The organism is Microbacterium terregens, from assembly GCF_039534975.1.
GTDB classification, from domain to species: domain Bacteria; phylum Actinomycetota; class Actinomycetes; order Actinomycetales; family Microbacteriaceae; genus Microbacterium; species Microbacterium terregens.
This window is the reverse complement of the sequence record NZ_BAAAWH010000001.1, coordinates 2,611,159-2,634,064: the sequence shown is the minus strand read 5'-3', so window position 1 is coordinate 2,634,064 and position 22,906 is coordinate 2,611,159. Positions and strand designations below refer to the sequence as shown.

Annotated in this window: 17 protein-coding genes; 12 read left to right on the top strand and 5 right to left on the bottom strand. The window is 70.2% G+C overall.

Going from position 1 to position 22,906, the window contains the following annotated elements; genetic code table 11:
* Positions 1 to 48: 48 nt before the first annotated feature.
* Together ABD655_RS12195 and hrpA are read right to left on the bottom strand one after the other, a co-directional pair.
* Positions 49 to 990 carry a quinone oxidoreductase family protein gene (locus ABD655_RS12195; protein WP_344714281.1) on the bottom strand — a complete coding sequence of 314 codons (942 nt, stop codon included), beginning with the start codon at positions 988 to 990 and terminating at the stop codon, positions 49 to 51.
* 27 nt (positions 991 to 1,017) lie between these two features.
* On the bottom strand, positions 1,018 to 5,055 hold the full coding sequence (hrpA, locus tag ABD655_RS12190) for an ATP-dependent RNA helicase HrpA (protein ID WP_344714279.1): 4,038 nt from the start codon (positions 5,053 to 5,055) through the stop codon (positions 1,018 to 1,020).
* Between the two features lie 46 nt (positions 5,056 to 5,101).
* On the opposite strand from hrpA, the gene ABD655_RS12185 reads away from it, so the two are divergent.
* Positions 5,102 to 5,938: an aldo/keto reductase gene (locus ABD655_RS12185; RefSeq protein WP_344714278.1), complete on the top strand. Its 837-nt coding sequence runs from the start codon at positions 5,102 to 5,104 to the stop codon at positions 5,936 to 5,938.
* Between the two features lie 71 nt (positions 5,939 to 6,009).
* Positions 6,010 to 7,851: a thioredoxin domain-containing protein gene (locus ABD655_RS12180; protein WP_344714276.1), complete on the top strand. Its 1,842-nt coding sequence runs from the start codon at positions 6,010 to 6,012 to the stop codon at positions 7,849 to 7,851.
* 205 nt (positions 7,852 to 8,056) lie between these two features.
* On the opposite strand, the gene ABD655_RS12175 is transcribed toward ABD655_RS12180, so the two are convergent.
* The gene (locus ABD655_RS12175; RefSeq protein ID WP_344714274.1) at positions 8,057 to 9,646 is read right to left on the bottom strand and encodes a dolichyl-phosphate-mannose--protein mannosyltransferase; all 1,590 of its coding nucleotides are present in this window, start codon (positions 9,644 to 9,646) and stop codon (positions 8,057 to 8,059) included.
* 23 nt (positions 9,647 to 9,669) lie between these two features.
* Here ABD655_RS12175 and rsmI point away from each other — a divergent pair, with 23 nt between their 5' ends.
* The 3 genes from rsmI to ABD655_RS12160 all read left to right on the top strand — a co-directional run bounded on the left by rsmI (position 9,670) and on the right by ABD655_RS12160 (position 13,074).
* The gene (gene rsmI / locus ABD655_RS12170) at positions 9,670 to 10,488 is read left to right on the top strand and encodes a 16S rRNA (cytidine(1402)-2'-O)-methyltransferase (RefSeq protein ID WP_344714270.1); all 819 of its coding nucleotides are present in this window, start codon (positions 9,670 to 9,672) and stop codon (positions 10,486 to 10,488) included.
* Positions 10,489 to 10,596: 108 nt separating this feature from the next.
* On the top strand, positions 10,597 to 12,174 hold the full coding sequence (gene metG / locus ABD655_RS12165) for a methionine--tRNA ligase (protein ID WP_344714267.1): 1,578 nt from the start codon (positions 10,597 to 10,599) through the stop codon (positions 12,172 to 12,174).
* 6 nt (positions 12,175 to 12,180) lie between these two features.
* Positions 12,181 to 13,074: a TatD family hydrolase gene (locus tag ABD655_RS12160; protein ID WP_344714266.1), complete on the top strand. Its 894-nt coding sequence runs from the start codon at positions 12,181 to 12,183 to the stop codon at positions 13,072 to 13,074.
* Positions 13,075 to 13,213: 139 nt separating this feature from the next.
* On the opposite strand, the gene ABD655_RS12155 is transcribed toward ABD655_RS12160, so the two are convergent.
* The gene (locus tag ABD655_RS12155) at positions 13,214 to 14,668 is read right to left on the bottom strand and encodes a sugar porter family MFS transporter (protein WP_344714265.1); all 1,455 of its coding nucleotides are present in this window, start codon (positions 14,666 to 14,668) and stop codon (positions 13,214 to 13,216) included.
* Between the two features lie 133 nt (positions 14,669 to 14,801).
* Here ABD655_RS12155 and rsmA point away from each other — a divergent pair, with 133 nt between their 5' ends.
* Both rsmA and ABD655_RS12145 read left to right on the top strand, forming a co-directional pair.
* Complete coding sequence (gene rsmA, locus ABD655_RS12150) at positions 14,802 to 15,641, top strand: 16S rRNA (adenine(1518)-N(6)/adenine(1519)-N(6))-dimethyltransferase RsmA (RefSeq protein WP_344714263.1); 840 nt, start codon at positions 14,802 to 14,804, stop codon at positions 15,639 to 15,641.
* 117 nt (positions 15,642 to 15,758) lie between these two features.
* Positions 15,759 to 16,682 (top strand): phosphodiesterase, encoded by a 924-nt coding sequence (locus tag ABD655_RS12145; RefSeq protein ID WP_344714262.1) that lies wholly within the window; start codon positions 15,759 to 15,761, stop codon positions 16,680 to 16,682.
* Here ABD655_RS12145 and ABD655_RS12140 read toward each other — a convergent pair.
* On the bottom strand, positions 16,630 to 18,210 hold the full coding sequence (locus ABD655_RS12140) for a stealth conserved region 3 domain-containing protein (protein WP_344714261.1): 1,581 nt from the start codon (positions 18,208 to 18,210) through the stop codon (positions 16,630 to 16,632). The genes ABD655_RS12145 and ABD655_RS12140 overlap by 53 nt on opposite strands.
* 162 nt (positions 18,211 to 18,372) lie before the next feature.
* On the opposite strand from ABD655_RS12140, the gene mgrA reads away from it, so the two are divergent.
* From mgrA to ABD655_RS12115, 5 genes are all read left to right on the top strand, one after another.
* Positions 18,373 to 19,440, top strand: coding sequence for an L-glyceraldehyde 3-phosphate reductase (mgrA, locus tag ABD655_RS12135; protein WP_344714260.1), 1,068 nt, complete (start codon positions 18,373 to 18,375; stop codon positions 19,438 to 19,440).
* Positions 19,437 to 20,360 carry a 4-(cytidine 5'-diphospho)-2-C-methyl-D-erythritol kinase gene (locus ABD655_RS12130; protein WP_344714259.1) on the top strand — a complete coding sequence of 308 codons (924 nt, stop codon included), beginning with the start codon at positions 19,437 to 19,439 and terminating at the stop codon, positions 20,358 to 20,360. Before mgrA ends, ABD655_RS12130 begins: the two co-directional genes overlap by 4 nt.
* A gap of 294 nt (positions 20,361 to 20,654) precedes the next feature.
* The gene (locus tag ABD655_RS12125) at positions 20,655 to 21,476 is read left to right on the top strand and encodes an ABC transporter ATP-binding protein (protein ID WP_344714258.1); all 822 of its coding nucleotides are present in this window, start codon (positions 20,655 to 20,657) and stop codon (positions 21,474 to 21,476) included.
* Positions 21,473 to 22,156 carry an ABC transporter permease gene (locus ABD655_RS12120; protein WP_344714257.1) on the top strand — a complete coding sequence of 228 codons (684 nt, stop codon included), beginning with the start codon at positions 21,473 to 21,475 and terminating at the stop codon, positions 22,154 to 22,156. Before ABD655_RS12125 ends, ABD655_RS12120 begins: the two co-directional genes overlap by 4 nt.
* A complete protein-coding gene (locus ABD655_RS12115) occupies positions 22,153 to 22,890 on the top strand; it encodes an ABC transporter permease (RefSeq protein WP_344714255.1) in 738 nt (245 codons plus the stop codon). Before ABD655_RS12120 ends, ABD655_RS12115 begins: the two co-directional genes overlap by 4 nt.
* Positions 22,891 to 22,906: the final 16 nt, after the last annotated feature.

Genomic DNA, 22,906 nt, shown 5'->3' with positions numbered 1-22,906 from the left:
GAACGCACTCCGTCTCGCGGCGCCTATCCGGTCTCGCGGACTGCGGGGTCAGGGGAGGAGGGTGATCTTGCCGGGGACGCCGTCCTCCACGGCCTGATGCGCCGCAGGGGCGTCGGCGAGGGGGAACGCGGGTCCGAGTTCGACCGAGAACCGCCCGGCCGCCAGCAGCGCCAGCGTCACGGGCATCGCCTCGCGCCGCCAACCCTGCTCGATCGCGCTGAGTGGACGGGGGCTGCCCCCGGAGAAGGCGCGGATGCCGAAGGATGCGGCATCCCGCCCCCGGACCAGCGTCGCGATGCGGTCGCGATCGGCCACGAGCGCGAGGGAGACCTCGATCGCCTCGTCGGTGCCGGCGGCATCGATCGCCGCGGTGACCCCCTGAGGTGCCAGCGCGCGCACGCGGTCGGCCAGCCCCTCGCCGTACGCGACCGGAATCGCGCCGAGCTCGCGGACCCGGTCGAACCGTCGCTCCGACGAGGTGGCCACCACCCTCGCGCCCCACAGCACCGCGTACTGGATCACGGCCTGCCCGACCGACCCGGATCCGGCGTGCACGAGAAGTGTGTCGCGCGGGCCGACCGCGAGCGAACGCAGGGTCTGGTACGCGGTTCCGACCGGAACGCCCAGGGCCGCGCCGATCTCGGCGCTCACCCCCGGGGGACGCGGCTGCGCGTCGCGCTCCGGCACGACGATCTCGGAAGCGTACGTCCCCGATGCGCCGAAGATCACCACCTCGTCGCCGACGCGGAAACCGTCGACGTCGTCGCCGACCGCGGAGACCACCCCCGCCGCGTCGGTGCCGACGCGACGCGGTCCCGTCAGCGCCGGCGACGCACGCCGGCCGGCGCGCAGCTTGGCATCGATGGGGTTGACGCCTGCGGCTTCGACCCGCACGGCGATCTCATCGACGCCGGGCGGAGGCACGGCGACGTCGGTCACGGTGAGGACCTCGGGCCCGCCGAATTCGGTGTAGACGATCGCTGTGGCCATGGCAGAGAACCTTTCGTTTCGGAAACCCTATTCCCGAAGAGACTTGAGAATCCGCTGCAGTGACACCGCCTCGGCGGTGCCGAGGTGCTGCGCGAACAGGCTCACCCGATATTCCTCGAGCAGCCACCGCGTGCGCTGGATCGCCGGAGCGGCGTCCGGCGCGAGCGGGATCGATCCGCCGGCCTCGGCGTAGACCGTCGCGGCGCGCTCGAACTCGGTCATGCGCTGGCGGTCTCGGCCGGGGTGATCCGCCAGCGCGTTCACGCGCTCGCGCGCGCCCTGCAGGTATCGGGGCACGTTCTGGAGCCGGGCCGCCCCGATGCGCGAAAGGAAATCGGGGAACACCAGTCCGGCGACCTGGCCGCGCACGTCGTTCAGGGCGCCGAGCAGGGTGAGCGAATTCTGCGAGCGGACCGCCCGGTCGACCTCCCGCGCGATGGTGAGGATGCGCGCGGCGAGCGACACCGTCTGGAACGTGTCCTCCACCACGGCGGAGGACAGCGCGTCCCTGGCGTTCTCGAAGGCGGCGCGCGTCCGCAACGGCGCCGATCCCTCGGTGCGCGCCAGAACGGCATCGGCCACCGCCACCCGCGCATCCTCGACCAGTGCCCTGGCCGAGGGATAAGGGGATGCCGCGAGCACGAGCTTCTCGGCGGAGGTGAGGTGCTCCAGCACGTACGGTGCGGGCGACGGCACGGCCAGCAGCAGAAGGCGGCGGACGCCCGCGTGTGTGGACCTCTCCGCGGCCTCGGGCGTGGCCTCCACCCGGAGGGCGACGCTGGAGCCCTCATCGACCAGCGCGGGGTACCCGCGAACGACCCCGCCGGCCACCTTCGTGTCGACCACCGGGGGAAGCTCTCCGAAGTCCCAGTCGGTGATGCCCGAGCGCGGCTGGATCCCCGCCGCCGGCGCGGCCGGGCCCGGAGGCCCCGCCACCGCCGTGGGCCCGGGTCGTTTCGTCTCGCCCGGCGTGCTCAGCGACCGGGTCAGCGACTTCTCCACCGAGGTGCGCGCACGGTCGGAGAACCGCTTCTGCAGGGCACGCAGATCCCGGTCGGACCCGACGGCGCGCCCGCGCTCGTCGACGACGCGGAACTTCACCATGAGGTGGACGGGGATCCGGTCCAGCTCGAAGTCGGCCTCGCTGACCGGCTGGTTCGCCACCCGCTGGATACGGACGGCCAGTGCCGCGCGCAGGGACGTGGGCGGCAGGCCCGCGTGCGCTTCGGGTCCTTGGCCTTCCAGCTCCTCGGCGAACCGCGCCGCCCAGTCCGCCGCAGGAACGACGTGCCGGCGGATCGACTTCGGCAGCGAACGCAGCAGTGCGGTGATCAGTTCGTCCCGCAGGCCGGGGACCTGCCAGTCGAACCCGTCCGGACGCACCTGTGCCAGGAGCGCGAGGGGGACCACGGCGGTCACACCGTCATCGTCCGTCCCCGGTTCGAAGCGGTATGTGAGCGAGAGCACCTGGTCCTGCTGGCGCCAGCGCGCAGGGAAGTCGCGTTCGTCCGCCCGCGCGGCGTCATCCAGCAGGTCGCCTTCGGTCATGTCGAGCAGGTGCGGAGTGCGGACCGCGGCATCCCGCCACCACGCCTCGAACGAGCGGACGTCGAACACGTCACGCGGCAGCCGCGCGTCGTAGAACGCGAACACCGCCTCGTCGCCGACGAGGATGTCGCGGCGGCGCTCGCGCTCCTCGATCTTCTCCAGGCGGCGGCGCAGCTCCAGGTTGCGCCGCTCGAAGGCGGTCAGGCGCTTGTCGAGTCCGGACGGATCCCACTCGCCCTCGACGAGGGCATGACGCACGAACAGCTCGCGGGCGAGCGGCCGGTCGAACCGGGCGAGCTGGGCACGGCGCCGGGGGATGATCTCCACCCCGAACAGTGTCACCTTCTCGTAGACGGATGCCGCGCCCGCCGCCTTCGACCAGTGCGGCTCGCTCAGCTGACGTTTGGCGAGGTCGCCGGCGAGCTGCTCCGCCCACGCGGGATCGACGGCGGCGACCGTGCGGGCGAACAGGCGGGAGGTCTCCACCAGCTCCGCGGCCATCACCGCGGTCGGTCGCTTCTTGCGCAGACCCGAGCCGGGGAAGATCGCGAAACGTGCTCCGCGCGCGCCGAGGTACTCGCCGCCCTGCGCGCGCTTGGGCTCGGCTCGTCCGCCGGACGAGCGCACGGCGGCGGATTTCGCGACGCTGCGCTCGTCCAGGATGCCGATGTGGGACAGCAGCCCGGACAGGATCGCTCTGTGCAGCTCGTCGGCGCCCCCACCCGGGGTCGAAGGCGGCCCGGCGGAGACGTCGGCTTTGTCGCCGCGCTGCCCGCCCATCAGCGTCCGCAGCTGCCGGTGTACGTCCACCCACTCCCGCACGCGCACATAGTTCAGGTACTCCGAGCGGCACAAGCGCCGGAACGCGCTGGAGCCGAGCGCGGCCTGCTGCTCCTGCAGGTGGTTCCAGAGGTTGAGCAGCGTGACGAAGTCGCTGGTCGGGTCCACGAAGCGCGCGTGCATCCGGTCCGCTTCCTCCCGGCGGTCTTCGGGGCGCTCGCGGACGTCCTGGATGGACATCCCGGACACGATGGCCAGCACGTCGCGCTGGACACCCGTCCGCCGAGCCTCGATGAGCATCCGGGCGAAGCGCGGATCGATCGGGAGCCGCGAGATCTCGCGGCCCAGGTCGGTGAGCCGGGTGCCGGCGGTCGCCGAGCTGCGCGCCGATCGCGCGTCGCGGTCCCGTCCGGTCCCCGCGCCGCCCGCCGGCCGGACGGCCCCGAGCTCGAGCAGCAGGTCGATCGCGGCCTTGACGCCTCGCGAGTCGGGGGGCGTGAGGAACGGGAACGATGCGATGTCGCCGAACCCGAGGGACAGCATCTGCAGGATGACCGAGGCCAGGCTCGTGCGCAGGATCTCAGGCTCGGTGAATTCGGGCCGCTTGTCGAAATCCTCCTCGGAGTACAGGCGGATCGCGATCCCCGCCGCCGTCCGACCCGCTCGTCCTGCCCGCTGCTGCGCCGACGCCTGCGAGATCGCCTCGATCGGCAGCTGCTGGATCTTCGTGCGGTTGCTGTAGCGCGAAATGCGCGCGGTCCCGGTGTCGATCACGTACTTGATGCCCGGCACCGTCAGGCTGGTCTCGGCGACGTTCGTCGCCAGGATCACCCGACGCCGCACGCCCGCGACCTTCGAACGCTCAAAGACGCGATGCTGTTCGGCGGCGCTCAGGCGGCCGTACAGCGGCAGCACCTCGACCGGGGCCGCGTCCTTCGCGTACATGCCCGAGACGGCATCCATCGCGTCCCGGATCTCGGCCTCACCCGGCAGGAACACCAGCACGTCGCCGGGGGCCTCGCGGTCCAGTTCGCGCAGGGCGGCGGTGATCCCGTCGACCTCGTCCCCGGTGCCCGACGCGTCCGGTCTGCGTTTCGTCTCGCCCTCGGCGCGCGCAGCCAGCTCGGCATCGGGGCACCGGTAGCGGATCTCGACGGGGTACGTCCGGCCGGAGACCTCGATGATGGGCGCGGGGTTGCCCGCGGCATCCGCGAAGTGCTTCGCGAAGCTCTCCGGATCGATGGTCGCGCTCGTGACGATGACCCGCAGATCGGGGCGCTTCGGAAGCACCTCCGTCAGGTACCCGAGCAGGAAGTCCACGTTCAGGGAGCGCTCGTGGGCCTCGTCCACGATGATCGTGTCGTAGCGGCGCAGCAGCCGGTCGCGGTGGATCTCGTTGAGCAGGATGCCATCGGTCATCAGCGTGACGCGCGTGTCCTCCTGCACCTTGTCGGTGAAGCGGACCTTGTAGCCGACGGTGGTGCCGAGCGGCACCTCGAGCTCCTCCGCGATGCGCTCTGCGATGGTGCGGGCGGCGATCCGGCGGGGCTGGGTGTGCGCGATGCGCGTGCGGCCCAGCTCGAGGCAGATCTTCGGCAGCTGGGTGGTCTTGCCCGAGCCGGTCGCCCCCGCCACGATCACGACCTGCGAATCGCGGATGGCGCGTGCGATCTCGTCCCGCGCGCCGCTGACGGGCAGCTCCGGCGGGTAGAAGATGACGGGTTCGGGCGCGCGCATAGCCTTCGATCGTACCGGCGCGGATCGAAGCTCCTAGGCTGGAGGCATGACGATTCCCACGGTTCAGCTCAACGACGGCTTCGACATCCCCCAGCTCGGCTACGGCGTGTTCAAGGTTCCGCCGGCCGACACGGAGCGCGCTGTCGCCGAGGCGCTCGAGGTCGGTTACCGTCACATCGACACCGCGGCGATCTACGGAAACGAAGAGGGCGTGGGGGCGGCCATCCAGAAGAGCGGCATCCCCCGCCACGAACTGTTCGTCACGACCAAGCTGTGGAACGACCGGCACGACGGCGACGAGCCGGCGGCGGCGATCCGCGAGAGCCTCGACAAGCTCCGTCTCGAGCGCGTCGACCTCTACCTGATCCACTGGCCGACCCCGGCCAAGGACAACTACCTGCATGCGTGGGAGAAGCTGATCGAACTGCGCTCGGCCGGCCTCGCGCGCAGCATCGGCGTCTCGAACTTCCTGGTGCCGCACCTCGAGCGCATCGTGGGCGCGACCGGCGTCACCCCTGCGGTCGACCAGATCGAACTGCACCCCGCCCACCAGCAGCGCAACGTGACCGACTGGGCCGCGGCGAACGGTGTGCGGATCGAGGCGTGGGGCCCGCTCGGGCAGGGCAAGTACGACCTGTTCGGCATCCCGGCTGTCAAGGACGCGGCATCCGCTCACCGCAAGACACCCGCCCAGGTGGTGCTGCGCTGGCACATCCAGAAGGGCAACATCGTCTTTCCCAAGTCGGTGCGTCGTGAGCGGCTCCAGGAGAACCTGGACGTGTTCGACTTCGAGCTCTCGGACGCCCAGATCCGTGCGATCGACGACATCGATCCTGGCGACGGTTCCGGCCGGGTCAGCGCGCACCCCGACGAGGTCGAGTGACCGCGTCGGCGCGCGCGAGCACCCTGCGGTAGCACCCCACGCCGAGAGCCTTCCGTCGTAACGTGAGGAGGGTGAATCCGCGTCTGCAGCACTCCGCCAGCCCCTACCTGAGGGCTCACGCGGGCAACCCCGTCGCCTGGTACGCCTGGGGCGACGAGGCCTTCGCGGAAGCGCGGCGGCGGGACGTGCCCGTCCTGGTCTCGATCGGCTACTCGACCTGCCACTGGTGCCATGTGATGGCGCGGGAGTCGTTCTCCGACGACGAGACCGCGGCCGCGGTCAACGCGGACTTCGTGGCGGTGAAGGTCGACCGCGAGGAGCATCCCGAGGTCGACGCCGCGTATATGTCCGCGGCCGCCGCGTTCACGCCGCACCTGGGCTGGCCGTTGACGGTGTTCGTGACCCCGAACGGTCGCCCGTTCTACGCCGGGACGTACTTTCCCCCCGAACCGCGGTCGGGCATGCCGTCGTTCCGTCAGGTGCTGGCCGCGGTCCGCGAGGCCTGGATCGAGCGTCGTGGCGAGGTCGACGGCACCGCCGACGCGGTGACGCAGGCGCTCGCCGAGGCGCGCAGCAGCGCGTCGACGGGCGGACAGATCCCCTCCGTCGAAGACCTGGCTGCGGCCGCCGCCGCGGTCGCAGCACGCGAGGACCGCGAGTACGGCGGTTTCGGAGACGGCGATCCCGCGACCCCGAAGTTTCCGATCGCGACCGCGCTGCGGTTCCTGCAGACTCCCGTCGTCCGGATCGCCGACCCCGCGGCATCCGCCGTCGCGGAGCGGGCACTGACCGCGATGGCGTCCTCGCCCCTGCGCGACCCCGTCGAGGGAGGCTTCTTCCGCTACGCCACCCGGCGCGACTGGACGGTCCCGCACTACGAGCGGATGCTGACCGACAACGCGCAGCTGCTGGAGGTCGCCGTCGACGCGGACGACGAGCGCACCGCGCGCGGCATCGCGGGATTCCTCACCGATGTCCTGCAGCAGCCCGCGGGCGGGTTCGGCGCCGCGCAGGACTCGGAGTCCTGGATCGACGGCGTGCGCAGCGAGGGCGGGTACTACCTGCGGGATGCCGCGTCCCGCGCGGGCATCGATCCGCCCGCCGTCGACGGCAAGGTCGTGACCGGGTGGAACGGGCTCGCCATCGCGGCCCTGGCCCGAGCCGGGGCGCGCCTGGACGAACCGGCGTGGATCGAGTCGGCGCGCTGGGCGGCGGACGCCGTGATCGGTGCGAACATCGACGCGGCCGGGCGACTCGTCCGCGCGGCGCTGGATGAGATCCCCTCCCGGGCCGCGGCGACCCTCGCCGACTACGGCCAGTTCGCCGCGGGACTGGTGGCCCTGGGCGCGGCCACGGGCGAGGTCGTCTACGCCGTGCGGGCCCGCGAGCTCGTCACCGCGTGCGTTGCCGAGGACGGCACGGTGCGGGCCCCGGGTGGCGGCGACCCTGTGCTGGCCGCGCAGGGCATCTCCAGCCCGGATGCCGCCTCCGACGGGGACGAGCCGTCCGGTCACGCCGCGCTGGCCGACGCCGCGCTGTCGCTGTGGCAGCTCGGGGCGAGCGAGGACCTCCGCCACCTCGCCACGGGCGTCGTCGCTGCGCACGCGGCCGGCGCGCTGGCCCAGCCGATCGCGCACGGCGCGCTGCTCCGCGTCGCCGCACGGCTGGCGCGGGCTCCCCGACAGGTGGTCGTCGTCGGGGATGACCCGGCATCCGCGTTGCTTCGAGCCGCCCGCCGCATCCCTGCGGAGGTCCTGGCGATCGTGACCGCGGCGCAGTCCGCGCAGTGGGCGACGGCGGGCTTCGCGCTGTTCGAGGGCAAGGCGCCGCTCGGCGGCCGGACGACGGCGTACGACTGCCGGGACTTCACCTGCCGTCTGCCGGTCACCGATCCGGCGGAACTCGAGTCCTGACCCGCCGCAGCCCTCTTCCGCTCCGCTGTCGCAACACGCCGCGCGGGGGCGCAGGTTGAGACGGGGGAGCGGATCTTGCGCCGCAGCCCCCGTTCGTTCCGCTGTCGCAACACGCCGCGCGGGCGCGCAGGTTGCGACGGGGGAGCCGACCGCGGGATCCGCGGCCGACCACGCGATCCGCGGCAGACCGCGCGGGGCCGGGGCTCTACACCCAGCCTGGCAGCCAGTTGTGGGCGCGCCAGAAGTCGTAGGGCACCGGCATCCCGGTGACGATCGGATACCAGAACGCCGACAGCACCGTCGCGACCAGCAGGAAGACCAGCACCATCCGTTGCCCGCTCAGCCGCCGATACAGGTCGGTGTGGTGGGCGCCGGCGACGTCCCGCAGGGCGAAGGTGAGCGCCAGCAGCACGAAGGGGAGCATCGCGATCGTATAGAACTGGAACATCGTGCGCTCGGGATACAGCAGCCACGGCACGTAGGTGACCCCGATGCCGGTGAACACGACCGCATAGCGCCAGTCGCGCGTCCGCACGAACCGGTACACGAGGTAGATCACCGCCGCGATGCCGGCGAACCAGATCAGCGGGTTCGGCATGCTGTAGATGTTCTCGATGCACCCGTTCGCGGAAAGACAGCCGGCCTCACCGTAGGGCGTCGTCTCTGCGTACATCGACGTGGGGCGCAGCAGAAGGGGCCACTGCCACGCCGGGCTGGCATAGGCGTGCGCCGAACTGAGTCCGACGTGGAAGTCGTAGATCGCCCGGTGGTACAGCCAGAGGCTGTGGAAGGCGGACGGCACCCACGACCAGACGCCCGTCGCCGGCGCGAGCTCCGCGCTGTGACGATCCCACCCACCATCGGTGGCCAGCCAGCCGATCCATGAGGCCAGGTAGACGACCACGGCGATCGGCACGAAGAGCACGAAGGTCACTGGTCCCTGCCGGAACGCGGCATCCGTCGGCCAGAATCCCACGCCGGCGCGGCGTCGCGCGAGCGCGTCAGTGACCACGAGGTAGATGCCGAGTCCGGCCACCACGTACACGCCGGACCACTTCACGCCCGTCGCGGCACCGGCCGCGGCGCCTGCGGCCATCACCCACGGACGACTCCAGAGCACCGGTCCCCAGGCCGGACGCTCTCCGTCCGCCGACCGGGTCGCGACCAGCGCGGCCAGCCGCACCGCGTGCTCCCGCCGATCGAGCAGCACGAACCAGAACGCCAGCAGCACGAAGAACGTCAGGAAGATGTCCAGCAGCGCGATCCGGCTCAGCACGATCGCCAGGCCGTCGATCGCCATCAGGAACGAGGCGACCGTCGCGAATGCCACCGACCCGGTCAGGGCCTTTGCGACGAGGTAGAGCACGAGCACCGTCGCGGTGCCGAACAGTGCCGTCGTGATGCGCCAGCCGAACGACGAGTCGGGGCCGAAGATCGCCATGCCGACGCCGATCAGGAACTTCCCCAGCGGCGGGTGCACGACGAAGCTGCCCGCCGAGGTGAAGCCCTCGGTATCGCCGGCCAGGAAGGCCGCATTGGCGCCGTCGGGCCACTTCGCCGCGTAGCCGAGGATCCACTGCGCCCACGCGTCCTTGACGTAATACGTCTCATCGAAGACGAGCGCGTGCGGGCGACCCAGGTCCCACAGCCGAAGGATGCCGGCAAGCACTGTCACGAGCAGCGGAGCAAGCCATGCCCAGCGCCGGGCCAGGCGCGGATCCGCGGCGGTGCGGCTCGTCCACCGATCGTAGAAGGACGGCCGCATCCGGGGGAGGAGAGGAGCGGTCGCCGTCACAGCCACCAGCCTAAGGTGGGAGCGTGATCATCCTGGCCGCGACCCCGATCGGAAACCTCGGCGACGCGTCACGTCGCCTGGTGGAGGCCCTGGAGTCGGCGACCGTGATCGCGGCCGAGGACACCCGCACCACGCAGAGACTGCTGGCCGGCCTCGGAGTGGTCAACCGCCCGCGCCTGATCGCCCTGCACGACCACAACGAGAAGGAGCGTGCCGGCGAACTGGTCGCCCTCGCCCGTGAGCAGGACATCCTGGTTCTGAGCGATGCGGGGATGCCGACCGTGAGCGATCCGGGCTACGGGCTGGTGGCCGCCGCCGCCGCGGCCGGCGTCGCGGTCAGCGTGATCCCCGGGCCGAGCGCGGTGCTGGCCGCGCTCGCGGTGTCGGGCCTTCCGACGGACCGGTTCACGTTCGAGGGGTTCCTGCCGCGCAAACCCGGTGACCGCCGGGCTGCGCTGCGCGCGCTGGCCACGGAGCGACGGACGATGGTCTTCTTCGAGTCGGCGACGCGGGTCGCGGCATCCCTCACCGACATCGCCGCGGCGCTGGGTGCCGAACGCCGTGTCGCGCTGTGCCGCGAGCTGACCAAGCTCTACGAGGAGGTCGTCCGAGGAACCGCCGCCTCGCTGGCGGAGTGGGCGGCCGACGGCGTGCGCGGCGAACTCGTCCTGGTCGTGGAAGGCGCACCGGCGGCGCAGATCTCGTTCCCGGATGCGGTCACGCAGGTGCTCGAGCTGGTGCGCACCGGCACTCGGCTCAAGGATGCCGCGGGCGAGGTGTCCGGCCACACCGGGCACTCGTCGCGCGAGTTGTACCAGGCCGCCCTCGCGGTCAAGAACTGACCACGAGACGGGATAGACGCCACGAGACCGAGGTCGACGCACTCCGTCTCGTGGCGTCTATCCCGTCTCGCGGGGGATGGCGGCGTCCGGCCCAACTAGAATCTCCTGGTGAGCACCGGGGAATCTTTCTACATCACGACGCCGATCTACTATCCGAGCGACGTGCCCCACATCGGCCACGGCTACACGACCGTGGCGGTGGACACGCTCGCACGCTGGCACCGCCAGGCGGGCGATGACACCTGGATGCTGACCGGCACCGACGAGCACGGGCAGAAGATGCTCCGTGCCGCCGCGGCGAACGGCGCCACCCCGCAGGAGTGGGTGGACCGGCTGGTCGCGGAGTCGTGGCACCCCGTGCTCGAGACGCTCGACGTCGCGAACGACGACTTCATCCGCACCACGCAGGAGCGCCACGAGGAGCGCGTGCAGAAGTTCGTGCAGGCGATCTACGACCGCGGCTACATCTACGCCGGCGAGTTCGAGGCGCTGTACTGCGTCGGCTGTGAGGAGTTCAAGACCGACTCGGAGATCGTCGACGGCACCGGGCCGTTCGAGGGGCTGAAGGTCTGCGCGATCCACTCCAAGCCCCTGGAGCTGCTGCAGGAGAAGAACTACTTCTTCAAGCTGAGCGAGTTCCAGGACAAGCTGCTCGAGCTGTACCGGACGGTGCCCGACTTCGTCCGGCCCGAGTCCGCGCGCAACGAGGTCGTCTCGTTCGTCAAGCAGGGACTGAAGGACCTGTCGATCTCGCGGTCCACGTTCGACTGGGGCATCAAGGTCCCGTGGGACCAGTCGCACGTGATCTACGTCTGGGTGGACGCGCTGCTGAACTACGCCACCGCCGTGGGCTACGGCTCCGACCCGGAGGAGTTCGCGCGCCGCTGGCCCGCCTACCACGTGGTCGGAAAGGACATCCTGCGCTTCCACGCGGTGATCTGGCCGGCGATGCTGATGGCCGCGGGCGTCGAGGTGCCCAAGGGCGTCTTCGCGCACGGCTGGCTGCTGGTCGGCGGCGAGAAGATGTCGAAGTCGAAGCTCACCGGCATCGCCCCGAGCGAGATCACCGACGTCTTCGGCCCCGACGCCTACCGGTTCTACTTCCTCTCGGCGATCGCGTTCGGACAGGACGGCTCGTTCTCGTGGGAGGACCTGTCGGCTCGCTATCAGGCCGAGCTGGCCAACGGCTTCGGCAATCTCGCTTCGCGCACGACGGCGATGATCGACCGGTACTTCGAGGGGATCGTGCCGCCCGCGGGGGAGTACACCGACGCGGACCTGCACATCCAGAAGATCGTGTCGGATGCCGCGTCCGCCGCGGATGCCGCCATCGAGCGGTTCCGCATCGACGAGGCGATCGCGGCGATCTGGACGATCGTCGACGCGCTGAACGGCTACATCACCGAGAACGAGCCGTGGGCGCTGGCCAAGGACGACGCGCAGCGCGCGCGTCTGGGCACGGTGCTGTACACGGCGGCCGAGGGGCTGCGCGCCCTGGCCGTGCTGATCTCGCCGGTGACGCCGATCGCGAGCGAGAAGCTGTGGGTCGCGCTGGGCGCGGCCGACACGCTCGGTCGTCTGCAGGATCAGCCGATCCGCGAGGCGGGGCGCTGGGGCATCCTGCCCTTCGGTGCGTCCGTGAACGCGCTGGCGCCGTTGTTCCCGCGCGTCGAACAAAGCGGATGACCGGGGATGACTGACGCCGCCGATCCCAGCGCGTACGTCCGGCAGCGCCACAACGACGGCACGCGCGACGTCCGCTGGCCCGCCGCGCCCGAGCCGCTGCGCGTGCCCGTCTACGACAACCACGCGCATCTGGAGATCGTCGACGGCGACGAGCCGCTCAGCCTCGAGCAGCAGCTCGAGCGCGCGGTCGCGGTCGGCGTGGCCGGGGTGGTGCAAGCGGGCGGCGACATCGACTCGAGCCGCTGGTCGGCGTGGGCGGCGGCATCCCACCCCCGTGTCCTCGCCGCGGTGGCCATCCACCCCAACGAAGCGCCGGCGTACGAGGCGGCCGGTGAATTGGATGCCGCGATCGCGGTCATCGATGACCTGGCAGCTCAGCCGCGCGTGCGCGCGATCGGCGAGACGGGTCTGGACTTCTTCCGCACCGGACCGGAGGGGTTCGCCGCACAGTCCCGCTCCTTCGAGGCTCACATCGAGCTGGCCAAGAAGCACGGTCTGGCCATGCAGATCCACGACCGCGACGCCCACGACGCCGTCCTGGAGACCCTGGAGCGGGTCGGTGCGCCCGAGCGCACGGTCTTCCACTGCTTCTCCGGCGGCGCCGAGATGGCGACCGTGTGCGCGGAGCGCGGGTACTACCTGTCCTTCGCGGGCAACGTGACCTTCACCAATGCGCAGAACCTCCGCGACGCGCTCACGGTGACGCCCCGCGACCGGATCCTGGTCGAGACGGATGCGCCGTTCCTGACGCCCGCTCCGCACCGCGGTCGTCCCAACGCGCCGTACCTCGTCCCGGTGACGGTGCGCTTCGTGGCCGCGCAGCTCGAGATCGAACTCGACGAGCTCTGTGCGCAGCTGGCCGCCAACACCCTCGAGGTCTACGGGTCCTTCGCCGACTGAGGCGCTACCGGTCCTCGTCGTCGAGACGTTTCTGCTCCTCGGCCTCGAGGCGGTCCTTCTCCTTCTGCGCCGCCTCGCGCTCTTCGCGGACCTTCTCGTGCTCGGGCTTGTTGTTCGTCATGGGGGCCGCCCTCCCTCTCTATTTCGCAGCCTTCGGAGCCTTCATGGCCCTCGCGGGCTCCGTGTCGGTCATGGACTCGAGGGTGCGTCCCTTCGTCTCGCGCACGAACCTCAGCACGAAGAAGATCGCGACGAACGCGAAGAACGTGTAGACCCCGTAGGCGAGACCGAGTCCCACCGATGCGAGCGCCGGGAACGTGGTGGAGATGACGAAGTTGGCCGCCCACTGCGCCGCGGCGGCGACGGACAGCGCGACGGCGCGGATGCGGTTGCTGAACATCTCGCCGAGCAGCACCCACACCACCGGGCCCCAGGACGCGCCGAAGAAGACCACGTAGAGGTTCGCGGCCAGCAGCGCGGTGGTGCCCGCGGCGCCTTCGAGCATGGGCTCCCCGTTGACGATCGGCGCCGTGGCGAAGATGACGGCCAGCACGGCGAGGCACACGAACTGGCCCATCGCCCCGACGAGCAGCAGCGGTTTGCGTCCCACCTTGTCGATCAGCAGGATCGCCACGATCGTGGTGACGATGTTGGTCACCGAGGTGATGACGGTGATCGTGAGCGAGTCCTGCTCCGTGAAGCCGACCGCCTGCCACAGCGTGGTCGAGTAGTAGAAGATCACGTTGATGCCGGTGAACTGCTGCAGCACGGACAGTCCGATGCCGACCCACACGATCGGGAGCAGACCGAATTTCGACCCGCGCAGGATCGAGAAGCGCGGACGGTCGGGCTTGCCCTCGACGGTCTTGAGGATGTCGGTCGTCGTCTTCTCGACGTTGCCGCCCACGTAGCGAGTGAGGACCTCTTTCGCGCGCTTCATCTCGCCTCGCGCGATGAGATAGCGCGGCGACTCGGGGATCGTCAGCGCCAGCGCTCCGTAGATCACGGCCGGGACGATCTCGGACAGGAACATCCACCGCCATGCCTCCAGGCCCAGCAGCCACGGTGCCGTCGCGCTGCCGGCGACGGCGACGATCGCGGCATCCGTGAGCAGGGCCACGAAGATGCCGCTGACGATCGCCATCTGCTGCAGCGACCCGAGCCGGCCGCGATGCGCCGGCGGAGAGACCTCGGCGATGTACGCCGGTGCGATGACGGATGCCGCGCCGACGCCCAGGCCGCCCACGATGCGCCAGAACGACAGGTCCCAGATCCCGAACGCGAGGCCGCAGCCCAGCGCACTCGCCACGAACAGGATCGCCGCGATGATCATGACGCGGATGCGGCCGTAGCGGTCCGCGATGCGCCCGGCGAACCAGGCGCCGATCGCGCAGCCGATCAAGGCCGAGGCGACCGCGAACCCGAGGAGGAACGGACCGGCGGCGAACTGCTCGCCGATCGCGCTCACCGCGCCGTTGATGACCGCGGTGTCGAACCCGAACAGGAATCCGCCGAGAGCCGCGGTCGATGCGACGAGGATGACGCGCGCGATGGGGACGGAGATGTTGGGATCGGATGTCTGCGCCGAACTCACGGGGGGCCTCCTCGTTCGAACCTGCGGGGACGAGCACCCTCGCCCGCTTGCGCCCACACTTGCGTGCGCGGCGCGGCCCTGTCAAGGGTTGGCCGCCCGAGGCGTGCGCCGACGCCGGACTAGGCTGATGCACATGCCCGTGACACTTCTCGGCGCGGCCGAGATCCGCGTGCTCGCCTCCGAACTGGACCTCACCCCGACCAAGAAGCTGGGGCAGAATTTCGTCGTCGACGCCAACTCGGTCCGCCGCATCGTGTCCGTCGCGCGCGTCGCGCCCGGTGAGCGCGTGGTCGAGATCGGGCCCGGACTGGGCTCGCTGACGCTGGCGATCCTCGAGGCGGGCGCATCGGTGACCGCCGTCGAGATCGACCACCGCCTGGCCGCCCGGCTGCCGCGGACGGCCGAAGCGCACGGCGTCTCGGAAGGGATGCTCGAGGTCGTCGACGCGGATGCGCTGCGGGTCACCGCGCTGACCGGCGAGCCCACGGTGCTCGTGGCGAATCTGCCGTACAACATCTCCGTGCCCGTGCTGCTGCATTTCCTGGAGACCTTCCCGGGGATCCAGCGAGGCGTCGTGATGGTGCAGGCAGAAGTCGGCGAACGGCTCGCTGCGTCCCCGGGATCGAAGATCTACGGAGCGCCCAGCGTGAAGGCCGCGTGGTACGGGCCATGGCGGTTGGCGGGCACGGTCTCGCGTCAGGTGTTCTGGCCCGTGCCGAACGTGGACAGCGTCCTGGTCGCCTTCAGCCGCGACGCCGAGCTGCGGGGGACCGAGGCCGAGCGTCTGCGTACCTTCCAGATCGTGGATGCCGCCTTCCAGCAGCGCCGCAAGATGCTGCGGCAGGCGGTCTCGGGGGTTTTCGGTTCATCGGCCGCGGCATCCGCTGTTCTGGAGCGCGCCGGAGTGGCGCCCACCGCCCGCGGTGAGGAGCTGGGTGTGGAGGATTTCCTCCGCATCGCCCGGGCTTCTTAGATCTCGATTCGGAACTGTTCGCGCGCCGGTCCCCGGGTGTTCACGAAACATGCCGGTAACGTTTGCCTGGGTTCACCACGATGGTGGATGCGCCGTCGGCGCCGAGGGAGAGGTCCCATGCACACCGTGGAGTATCCGGCGCCCGAGCGCGTCCTGCTGCATCTGAGCGATACGCATCTCCGCGCGGCGGGGTCACGGCTGTTCGATGTGATCGATGCGACCGAACGGCTGACGCGCGCGCTCGGTGCCATCGAGGCATCCGGCATCGCGCCGGACGGCATCGTCTTCACCGGCGATCTGGCCGATCTCGGCGAGAGCGACGCATACTCCGCGCTGCGCGCCCTTGTCGAGCCGTTCGCTCAGCGTCTCGGCAGCCGGGTGTTCTGGGTCATGGGAAACCATGACGACCGTGCCCGGTTCCGGACTCGTCTGCTGGACGAGCAGCCGGGCACCGACCCGCTCCCCGTCGATCGGGTGAATGAACTCGACGGGTTGCGGCTGGTGACCCTCGACTCGACTGTTCCCGGCTTCCACCACGGTGAGATCAGCGACGCGCAGCTGTCATGGCTCGCCGGCGTGCTGTCGACCCCGGCGCCGCTGGGCAGCATCCTGGCCATGCATCATCCGCCCGTGCCCAGCGTGCTTCCGCTCGCCGGCAGCGTCGAACTGCGCGATCAGTCCCGCCTGGCCCGCGTGCTCCGAGGCACCGACGTGCGCGCCATCATCGCCGGGCATCTGCACTATTCGACGTTCGCGACCTTCGCGGGCATCCCCGTGTCGGTCGCCTCATCGACGTGCTACGCACAGGATCTGACCGTCCCCGTCGGAGGCACGCGCCCTCAGGACGGCGCGCAGGCATTCAACATGGTGCACGTCTACGACGACACCGTCGTGCACTCCGTGGTGCCGGTCGACGCGCCGCACACCCTCGAGCACATCGATGCGCTCGAGGCGCGGCGGCGCCTCGCCGACGCGGGTGTGGCCCCGTTCAGCGTGCGGCGGTCCGCTCCACCGACGGAGCCGATCCCCGTTCTGCGCTGACGTCCGTCCGCTCCCAGGGAGCGGGAACCGGGAACATGCGCTGCAGAATGTCGGTGAGAGTGCGTACCCGCAGCTCCTCCGGCATCTCCGCCTCGCCGCCATCGTTCAGGCAGAACATATCGATGTCGCGGCGGCGCGCCAGACGTTCCATCCCGGCCAGTGAGGCTGCCAGCGTCGTCTGGATGTAGCGCACGTGGGGTCGGGTGGTGGCGACCGCGCGCCCGGTGAACTGCGCGTAGTAGTGGTACAGGCTGTTGGTCACCGAGATGTCCGTGGCCGAACGGAAACGGGACGCGGCGGTGCGTGCGAAGTCTGCGGCGAACTCCCGCTCGAGCTCGGCGAGCACGCTACGGCGCAACGGGGTCGCGCAGTGCTCCAGGTCCCGCGTGATCGTGCGGCCGAACCGCCGCGCGAGCAGATCCCGGTTGACGCGAAGCGCATTGTCATGGCCGCTGCGGTTCGGTGACGTGCCTCCCGCACCGATGCGCACGCCGCACTCCACGAACCGGGTCAGGCCCGCTGCGGAGAAGAACAGCTCAGGATCGACGGGGCGGCCGAAGAACATGTCGTCGTTCGAGTAGAGGAAGTGCTCGGCGAGTCCGTCGATGCGGTGCAGCTGCGCCTCGACGGCGTGGGAGTTGTGGATCGGCAGCACCGACGTGTCGGCGAAGAACTCTTCGCTGCGCACGATGGTCACCTTCGGGTGATCCAGAAGCCACGCCGGCGCCGGTGAGTCGGTGGCGATGAAGATCCGCCGAACCCACGGCGCGTACATGTGCACGCTGCGCAGCGCGTAGCGGAGTTCGTCGACGTGACGAAAGCGGGCCGGCCCGTCGTCGCCCTCGCCGACCACGTACTCGGCCATCTGCGCCGCCCGTTGGCGCTGGAAGTCGCTCGAGGACCCGTCCACCCACGAGAAGACCATGTCCACGTCCTCGGTGACCTCAGCGGGGTGCACGTCGAACATGCCGCTGATCGTGCGCCACGACCGACCGCAGCGCTCCACGTCGGTGAAAGACAGGTCCGGCGTCGGGGTGAAGCGCCGGGTGAGTGCGTTGTCAAGCGGTGCCTCGACGACCTCGTCGCCGAAACGCCAGAACTCCAGGCGGATGCCGACCTCGTGGTTGTATCGCAGGTCACCGGTCGCGGTGATCCGTGGGCGATACACGCGGATCGAGGTCGGGGCCGAGGATGCGGCATCCAGATCCGCAACCAGCATCGGGCCCTGCGCCTTGCGCTTAACGTAGAGGGGCTCGGGGACGGTGCGCAGCGCTGCCAGTGCGTTCTCGGCATGGTCGAGGTCGACGACCAGCGCGAGGGTGCGCAGGTCGTGACGGATCAGCAGCACGGGGATGCCGGCGGCCTCGAGGGCCTCTGCGGTCAGCAGCAGGTCCGCGGTCCGGGCCTCCTGCGGGGTCGTGTGCTCATGGCGAAGCCGCAGCACGCCCTGATCCAGGACGATGTCGTCGCGCTCGAGCAGAGCGGTCCAGCTGCGGGGGTGAGCGGGCAATGCGGCCAGCGTCGCCATGGGGCCTCCTAGGGGAAGAGATCTACTCTAATCCGCTTCCGTTTCGGTGACGTTTCCGGCAGCAGGGCATTGACACGGCGGCTCCCAGCTGCTTTCGGTGCACGGTCGGGCAGACGCCGGCATCCCCTGACCGCATGGCACTGCCGGGGCTAGGCTCGGGGCGTGACCGATGCACCCCGCTTCCGCTCCGACATCCCGGACATCCACCGTCCCTACGCCGCGGCCGCAGACCGCTATTCCGGCATGGATTATCGCCAGGTCGGCTCGTCCGGACTGTACCTGCCGCCCCTTTCGCTCGGGCTGTGGTGGAACTTCGGCGACAACATCCCGTTCGACCGGCAGCGGGCGCTCCTGCGGCACGCGTTCGACATGGGCATCACGCACTTCGACCTGGCCAACAACTACGGACCTCCGCACGGCAGCGCCGAGACCAACTTCGGCCGCATGATGCGCGAAGACCTCCGGCCGTACCGCGATGAGCTGATCATCTCCTCGAAGGCCGGCTGGGACATGTGGCCGGGACCGTACGGCGACCTGGGCTCGCGCAAGTACATCCTCGCCAGCGCCGATCAGTCCCTGACCCGGATGGGCCTGGACTACGTGGACATCTTCTACTCGCATCGCGTGGATGCCGTCACTCCGATCGAGGAGACGATCGGTGCGCTGGACACGCTCGTGCGGCAGGGCAAGGCGCTGTATGTCGGCATCTCCTCGTACAGTGCCGAGCGCACCGCGACCGCAGCCGCCGTGGCACGCAGCCTCGGCACACCGCTGGTGATCCACCAGCCCGCCTACTCGATCCTGAACCGCTGGGTGGAGGACGGCCTCACCGGCGTGCTGAAGCAGGAGGGCATGGGGGCGATCGCCTTCACCCCGCTCGCGCAGGGCCTGCTGACGGGCAAGTACCTCGGTGACGGCACCGCCGATCGAGCGCAGAAGCGATCATCGCTGCCGCATGCGACGCTGTCCGAGCATGGCCTCTCGACCCTGCGCTCGCTGGATGTCATCGCGAAGGAACGAGGACAGACTCTCGCGCAGCTCGCGATCCAGTGGGTGCTGCGCGACCCGGTGGTGACATCGGCGCTGATCGGCGCCTCGCGCACCGAGCAGCTCGATGAGAACATCGCCGCGCTGGACGGGCCGGCGTTCTCGACCGAAGAGCTCGAGCAGATCGACATGCTCTCGGACGACATCGCCGTGGACCTGTGGGCGGAGTCGACCGAGCTGTGAGTTCCCCCGCCGTCGCCGGCCGCGTCCATGCACGCGCGCCGGGCAAGCTGAACCTCTTCTTCGAGGTGGGCGATGTGCAGGAGGACGGGTATCACGAGGTCGCCTCGGCCTATCAGGCCGTTTCGCTCTACGAGGACGTGTGGGCGGAGTCGGCTGAAGACTTCTCGGTGAGCGTCTCCGGCACGGTCGATGTCTCCGGCGTCCCGGCCGACGACCGCAATCTGGCGCTGCGCGCCGCGCGGCTGGTCGCGCAGAAGATCGGCTATGGCGGCGGCGTGCATCTGGACATCGTCAAGCACGTGCCGGTCGCCGGGGGAATGGGCGGGGGCTCGGCGGATGCCGCGGCCGCACTGGTGGCGTGCGATGCGCTGTGGGGGGCGGACCTCGGCGCCGCGCAGCTGCATCAGCTCGCCGCACGACTCGGTGCCGACGTGCCCTTCGCGTTGATGGGCGGCACGGCCATCGGCACAGGACGCGGAGACCAGCTGAGCCCGGCTCTGGCGAAGGGACGGTTCGACTGGGTCGTCGTCCCTACCGACGAAGGCCTGTCCACGCCCGAGGTGTACGCGCACTTGGATGCGCTGCGGATGAATCCCGACCTCCTTCGCGCCCCTCGGGCGCCCGTCGTGCCTCCGGGCATCCTCCAGGCCCTGCGCGCCGGCGATCCGGTCGCGCTGGCCGAGCGCGCCCGCAACGATCTGCAAGCCGCCGCGTTGTCGCTGCGCCCGCCGTTGCGGGACGCGCTCGAACTCGGCGAGGAAGCCGGAGCCCTCGTCGGCCTGGTCTCCGGGTCGGGGCCGACCCTGGCCTTCCTCGCGAGCGATCCGGAGTCCGCGCTGGAGCTGCAGGTCGTCCTCTCGGCGGCGGGGTACCAGGCTCTCCACGTGCACGGTCCGGTGCACGGCGCACGCCTCGCATAGGTCGCGCCGAGAGCGCGCGCCGGGGCCCCCGGGCCACGGCTCCTGTGCAAACCTGCGTCACTTCCGGCCCGGTGTCCGTGGGGTTCGCTACGCTCGAAGGCGGTCGGGACCCCGGCCGTTGTGACGAGCCACGAATCGCTGCTCCGCACGGAGCATGCGTTTCCCGGAAGGGATCCATGCAGGCGCGACTGAACGGCACCGTGATCGCCGAGGCCGAGGAGCACGAGCTCGCCCGCATCGAAGGCAACCGGTACTTCCCTCCCGGGGAACGAGCACCTCGATGAGACGAGCACCGTGATCGAGTTCCGATCCGCCTCGAAGGAGTTCCCGGACGGCACGCGCGCCGTCGAGGACTTCAACCTGGTCATTCCTTCCCGACGGACCACGGTCTTCGTGGGTTCCTCCGGCTGCGGCAAGACGACGCTCCTGCGCATGATCAATCGAATGGTCGAGCCCACGGGTGGGGACATCGAGATCGACGGTGACAGCATCCTGAAGCGGGATGCCGTCAAGCTGCGTCGCAGCATCGGCTACGTGATGCAGAATTCCGGGCTCATGCCGCATTTCACCGTCCTCGACAACGTCGCCACGGTGCCGGTGCTCAGCGGCGTGCCCAAGAAGCGGGCGCGCGAGCAGGCGCTCGCCCTGCTGGATACGGTCGGACTCGATCGGGACCTGGCCGGACGCTACCCGAGCCAGCTGTCCGGCGGACAGCAGCAGCGCGTGGGCGTGGCCCGGGGTCTGGCCGCCGACCCGAACATCCTCTTGATGGACGAGCCGTTCGGCGCGGTCGATCCGATCGTGCGCGCCGACCTGCAGCAGGAGCTCATCCGCCTCCAGCGCGAACTCGGCAAGACCGTCGTGTTCGTGACGCACGACATCGACGAGGCGTTCCTGCTCGGCGATCAGGTCGTCATCCTGCAGAAGGGGGCGCGCATCGCGCAGGTCGGCTCGCCCAGCGAGATCATCGAGAACCCCGCCGACGACTTCGTGGCCAGCTTCATCGGCACAGACCGCGGCAGGCGCGCGCTGACGCTCAAGCAGACCGAGCGCGGGACGGTGGTGGTCGACAGCGAAGGGCGCACCCAGGGGGCGATCGTGGGGGACCGAACGTGAACTGGGTCGCGGACAACCTCGATCTCATCGGCGAGCTGGCGCTGGTGCACCTGCGGCAGTCGGCGGTCGCGATCGTCCTCGGGTTCGTGCTGTCCGTCCCGCTGGGCTGGCTCGCCTGGCGCTACCGCGCTGCGCGAGGCGGCATCCTGACCGTGACCGGGCTGCTCTACACGATCCCTTCGCTCGCGCTGCTGCCGATCCTGCCCCTGCTGCTGGGGACGCCCATCTTCAGTGAGGTCAATCTCGTGGTGGCCTTGACGATCTATGCGATCGCGCTGATGGTGCGCTCGGTCGCGGACGGACTGGGGTCGGTCGATCCGTCCGTGCGTCTCTCGGCGACCGCAATGGGGTACGGCGGGGCGCGACGTTTCTGGGCGGTGGATCTGCCCCTCGCCGGTCCGGTGATCCTCGCGGGTCTGCGGGTGACCGCGGTCAGCACGATCGCGCTCGCCACGGTCGGCGCGCTGATCGGCGTCACCAACCTCGGGTACCTGTTCACGAACGGCTCGCAGCGCCGCATCATCCCCGAAGTGCTCGCCGGCATCGTCGCGGTCGTGGTCATCGCCCTCGTGATCGACGGGCTGCTGATCCTCGCCGGCCGGGCGCTGATGCCCTGGTCCCGCGTCCAACGGCGCCGTGCCCGCCGGGGGATCCTGCCGCTGGAGGTGAGCGTCGCATGAACCTCCTCGGGGACGCGATCGCCTGGATCTTCTCGGGAGACCCCGGGGCGGGGCTCGCGCCGGTCCCGATCGCGCTGCTGCAGCATCTCTTCTACACGTTCGTGTCCGTGGTGATCGCAGCCGTCATCGCGGTGCCGCTCGGCTGGCTGATCGGACACACCGGAAAAGGCCGCGACATCGCCGTCGCGATCTCCGGCGCCGCCCGCGCCATCCCCTCCTTCGGCCTGCTCATCCTGCTCTTCCTGCTCCTGGGCGTGCTCCGCACCGCGGAGGCGGCCGTCATCACATTCGTCCTGCTGGCGATCCCGTCGATCCTCGCCGGTGCCTACACCGGGTTCGAGGCCATCGACCGCAAGGTGATCGACGCCGCCCGGTCGATGGGAATGACGCAGTGGCAGATCCTGTGGCGGGTGGAGGTCCCGCTCGGACTGACGCTGCTGATCGCCGGTCTGCGTTCGGCCACGCTGCAGGTCGTCGCGACCGTCACGATCGCTGCGTTCATCAACCTCGGCGGGCTCGGGCAGTACATCCTTGCCGGCATCCCGCTGCGCCGCTTCGACATCGTTCTGGGCGGCGCCCTCCTGGTCGCCGCCCTCGCCCTGGTCCTGGATGGCGCGTTCGCGCTACTGCAGCGCGTCTCCGTTCCCGCCGGCATCCGCGCCGCCCAATCCGAGCACCGATCGGGTCCGAAGAGAACAGCAGCCCCGCGCACGGCGGCCCCTGCTCGCGCCTGACAACCGTCCCACCCAT

Coding starts and splice junctions, on each gene's coding strand:
- ABD655_RS12185 (WP_344714278.1), top strand. CDS start 5,102: ATGACGATTCCCACGGTTCAGCTCAACGACGGCTTCGACATCCCCCAG.
- ABD655_RS12195 (WP_344714281.1), bottom strand. CDS start 990: ATGGCCACAGCGATCGTCTACACCGAATTCGGCGGGCCCGAGGTCCTC.
- ABD655_RS12145 (WP_344714262.1), top strand. CDS start 15,759: ATGCACACCGTGGAGTATCCGGCGCCCGAGCGCGTCCTGCTGCATCTG.
- hrpA (WP_344714279.1), bottom strand. CDS start 5,055: ATGCGCGCGCCCGAACCCGTCATCTTCTACCCGCCGGAGCTGCCCGTC.
- rsmA (WP_344714263.1), top strand. CDS start 14,802: ATGCCCGTGACACTTCTCGGCGCGGCCGAGATCCGCGTGCTCGCCTCC.
- ABD655_RS12160 (WP_344714266.1), top strand. CDS start 12,181: ATGACTGACGCCGCCGATCCCAGCGCGTACGTCCGGCAGCGCCACAAC.
- ABD655_RS12115 (WP_344714255.1), top strand. CDS start 22,153: ATGAACCTCCTCGGGGACGCGATCGCCTGGATCTTCTCGGGAGACCCC.
- ABD655_RS12140 (WP_344714261.1), bottom strand. CDS start 18,210: ATGGCGACGCTGGCCGCATTGCCCGCTCACCCCCGCAGCTGGACCGCT.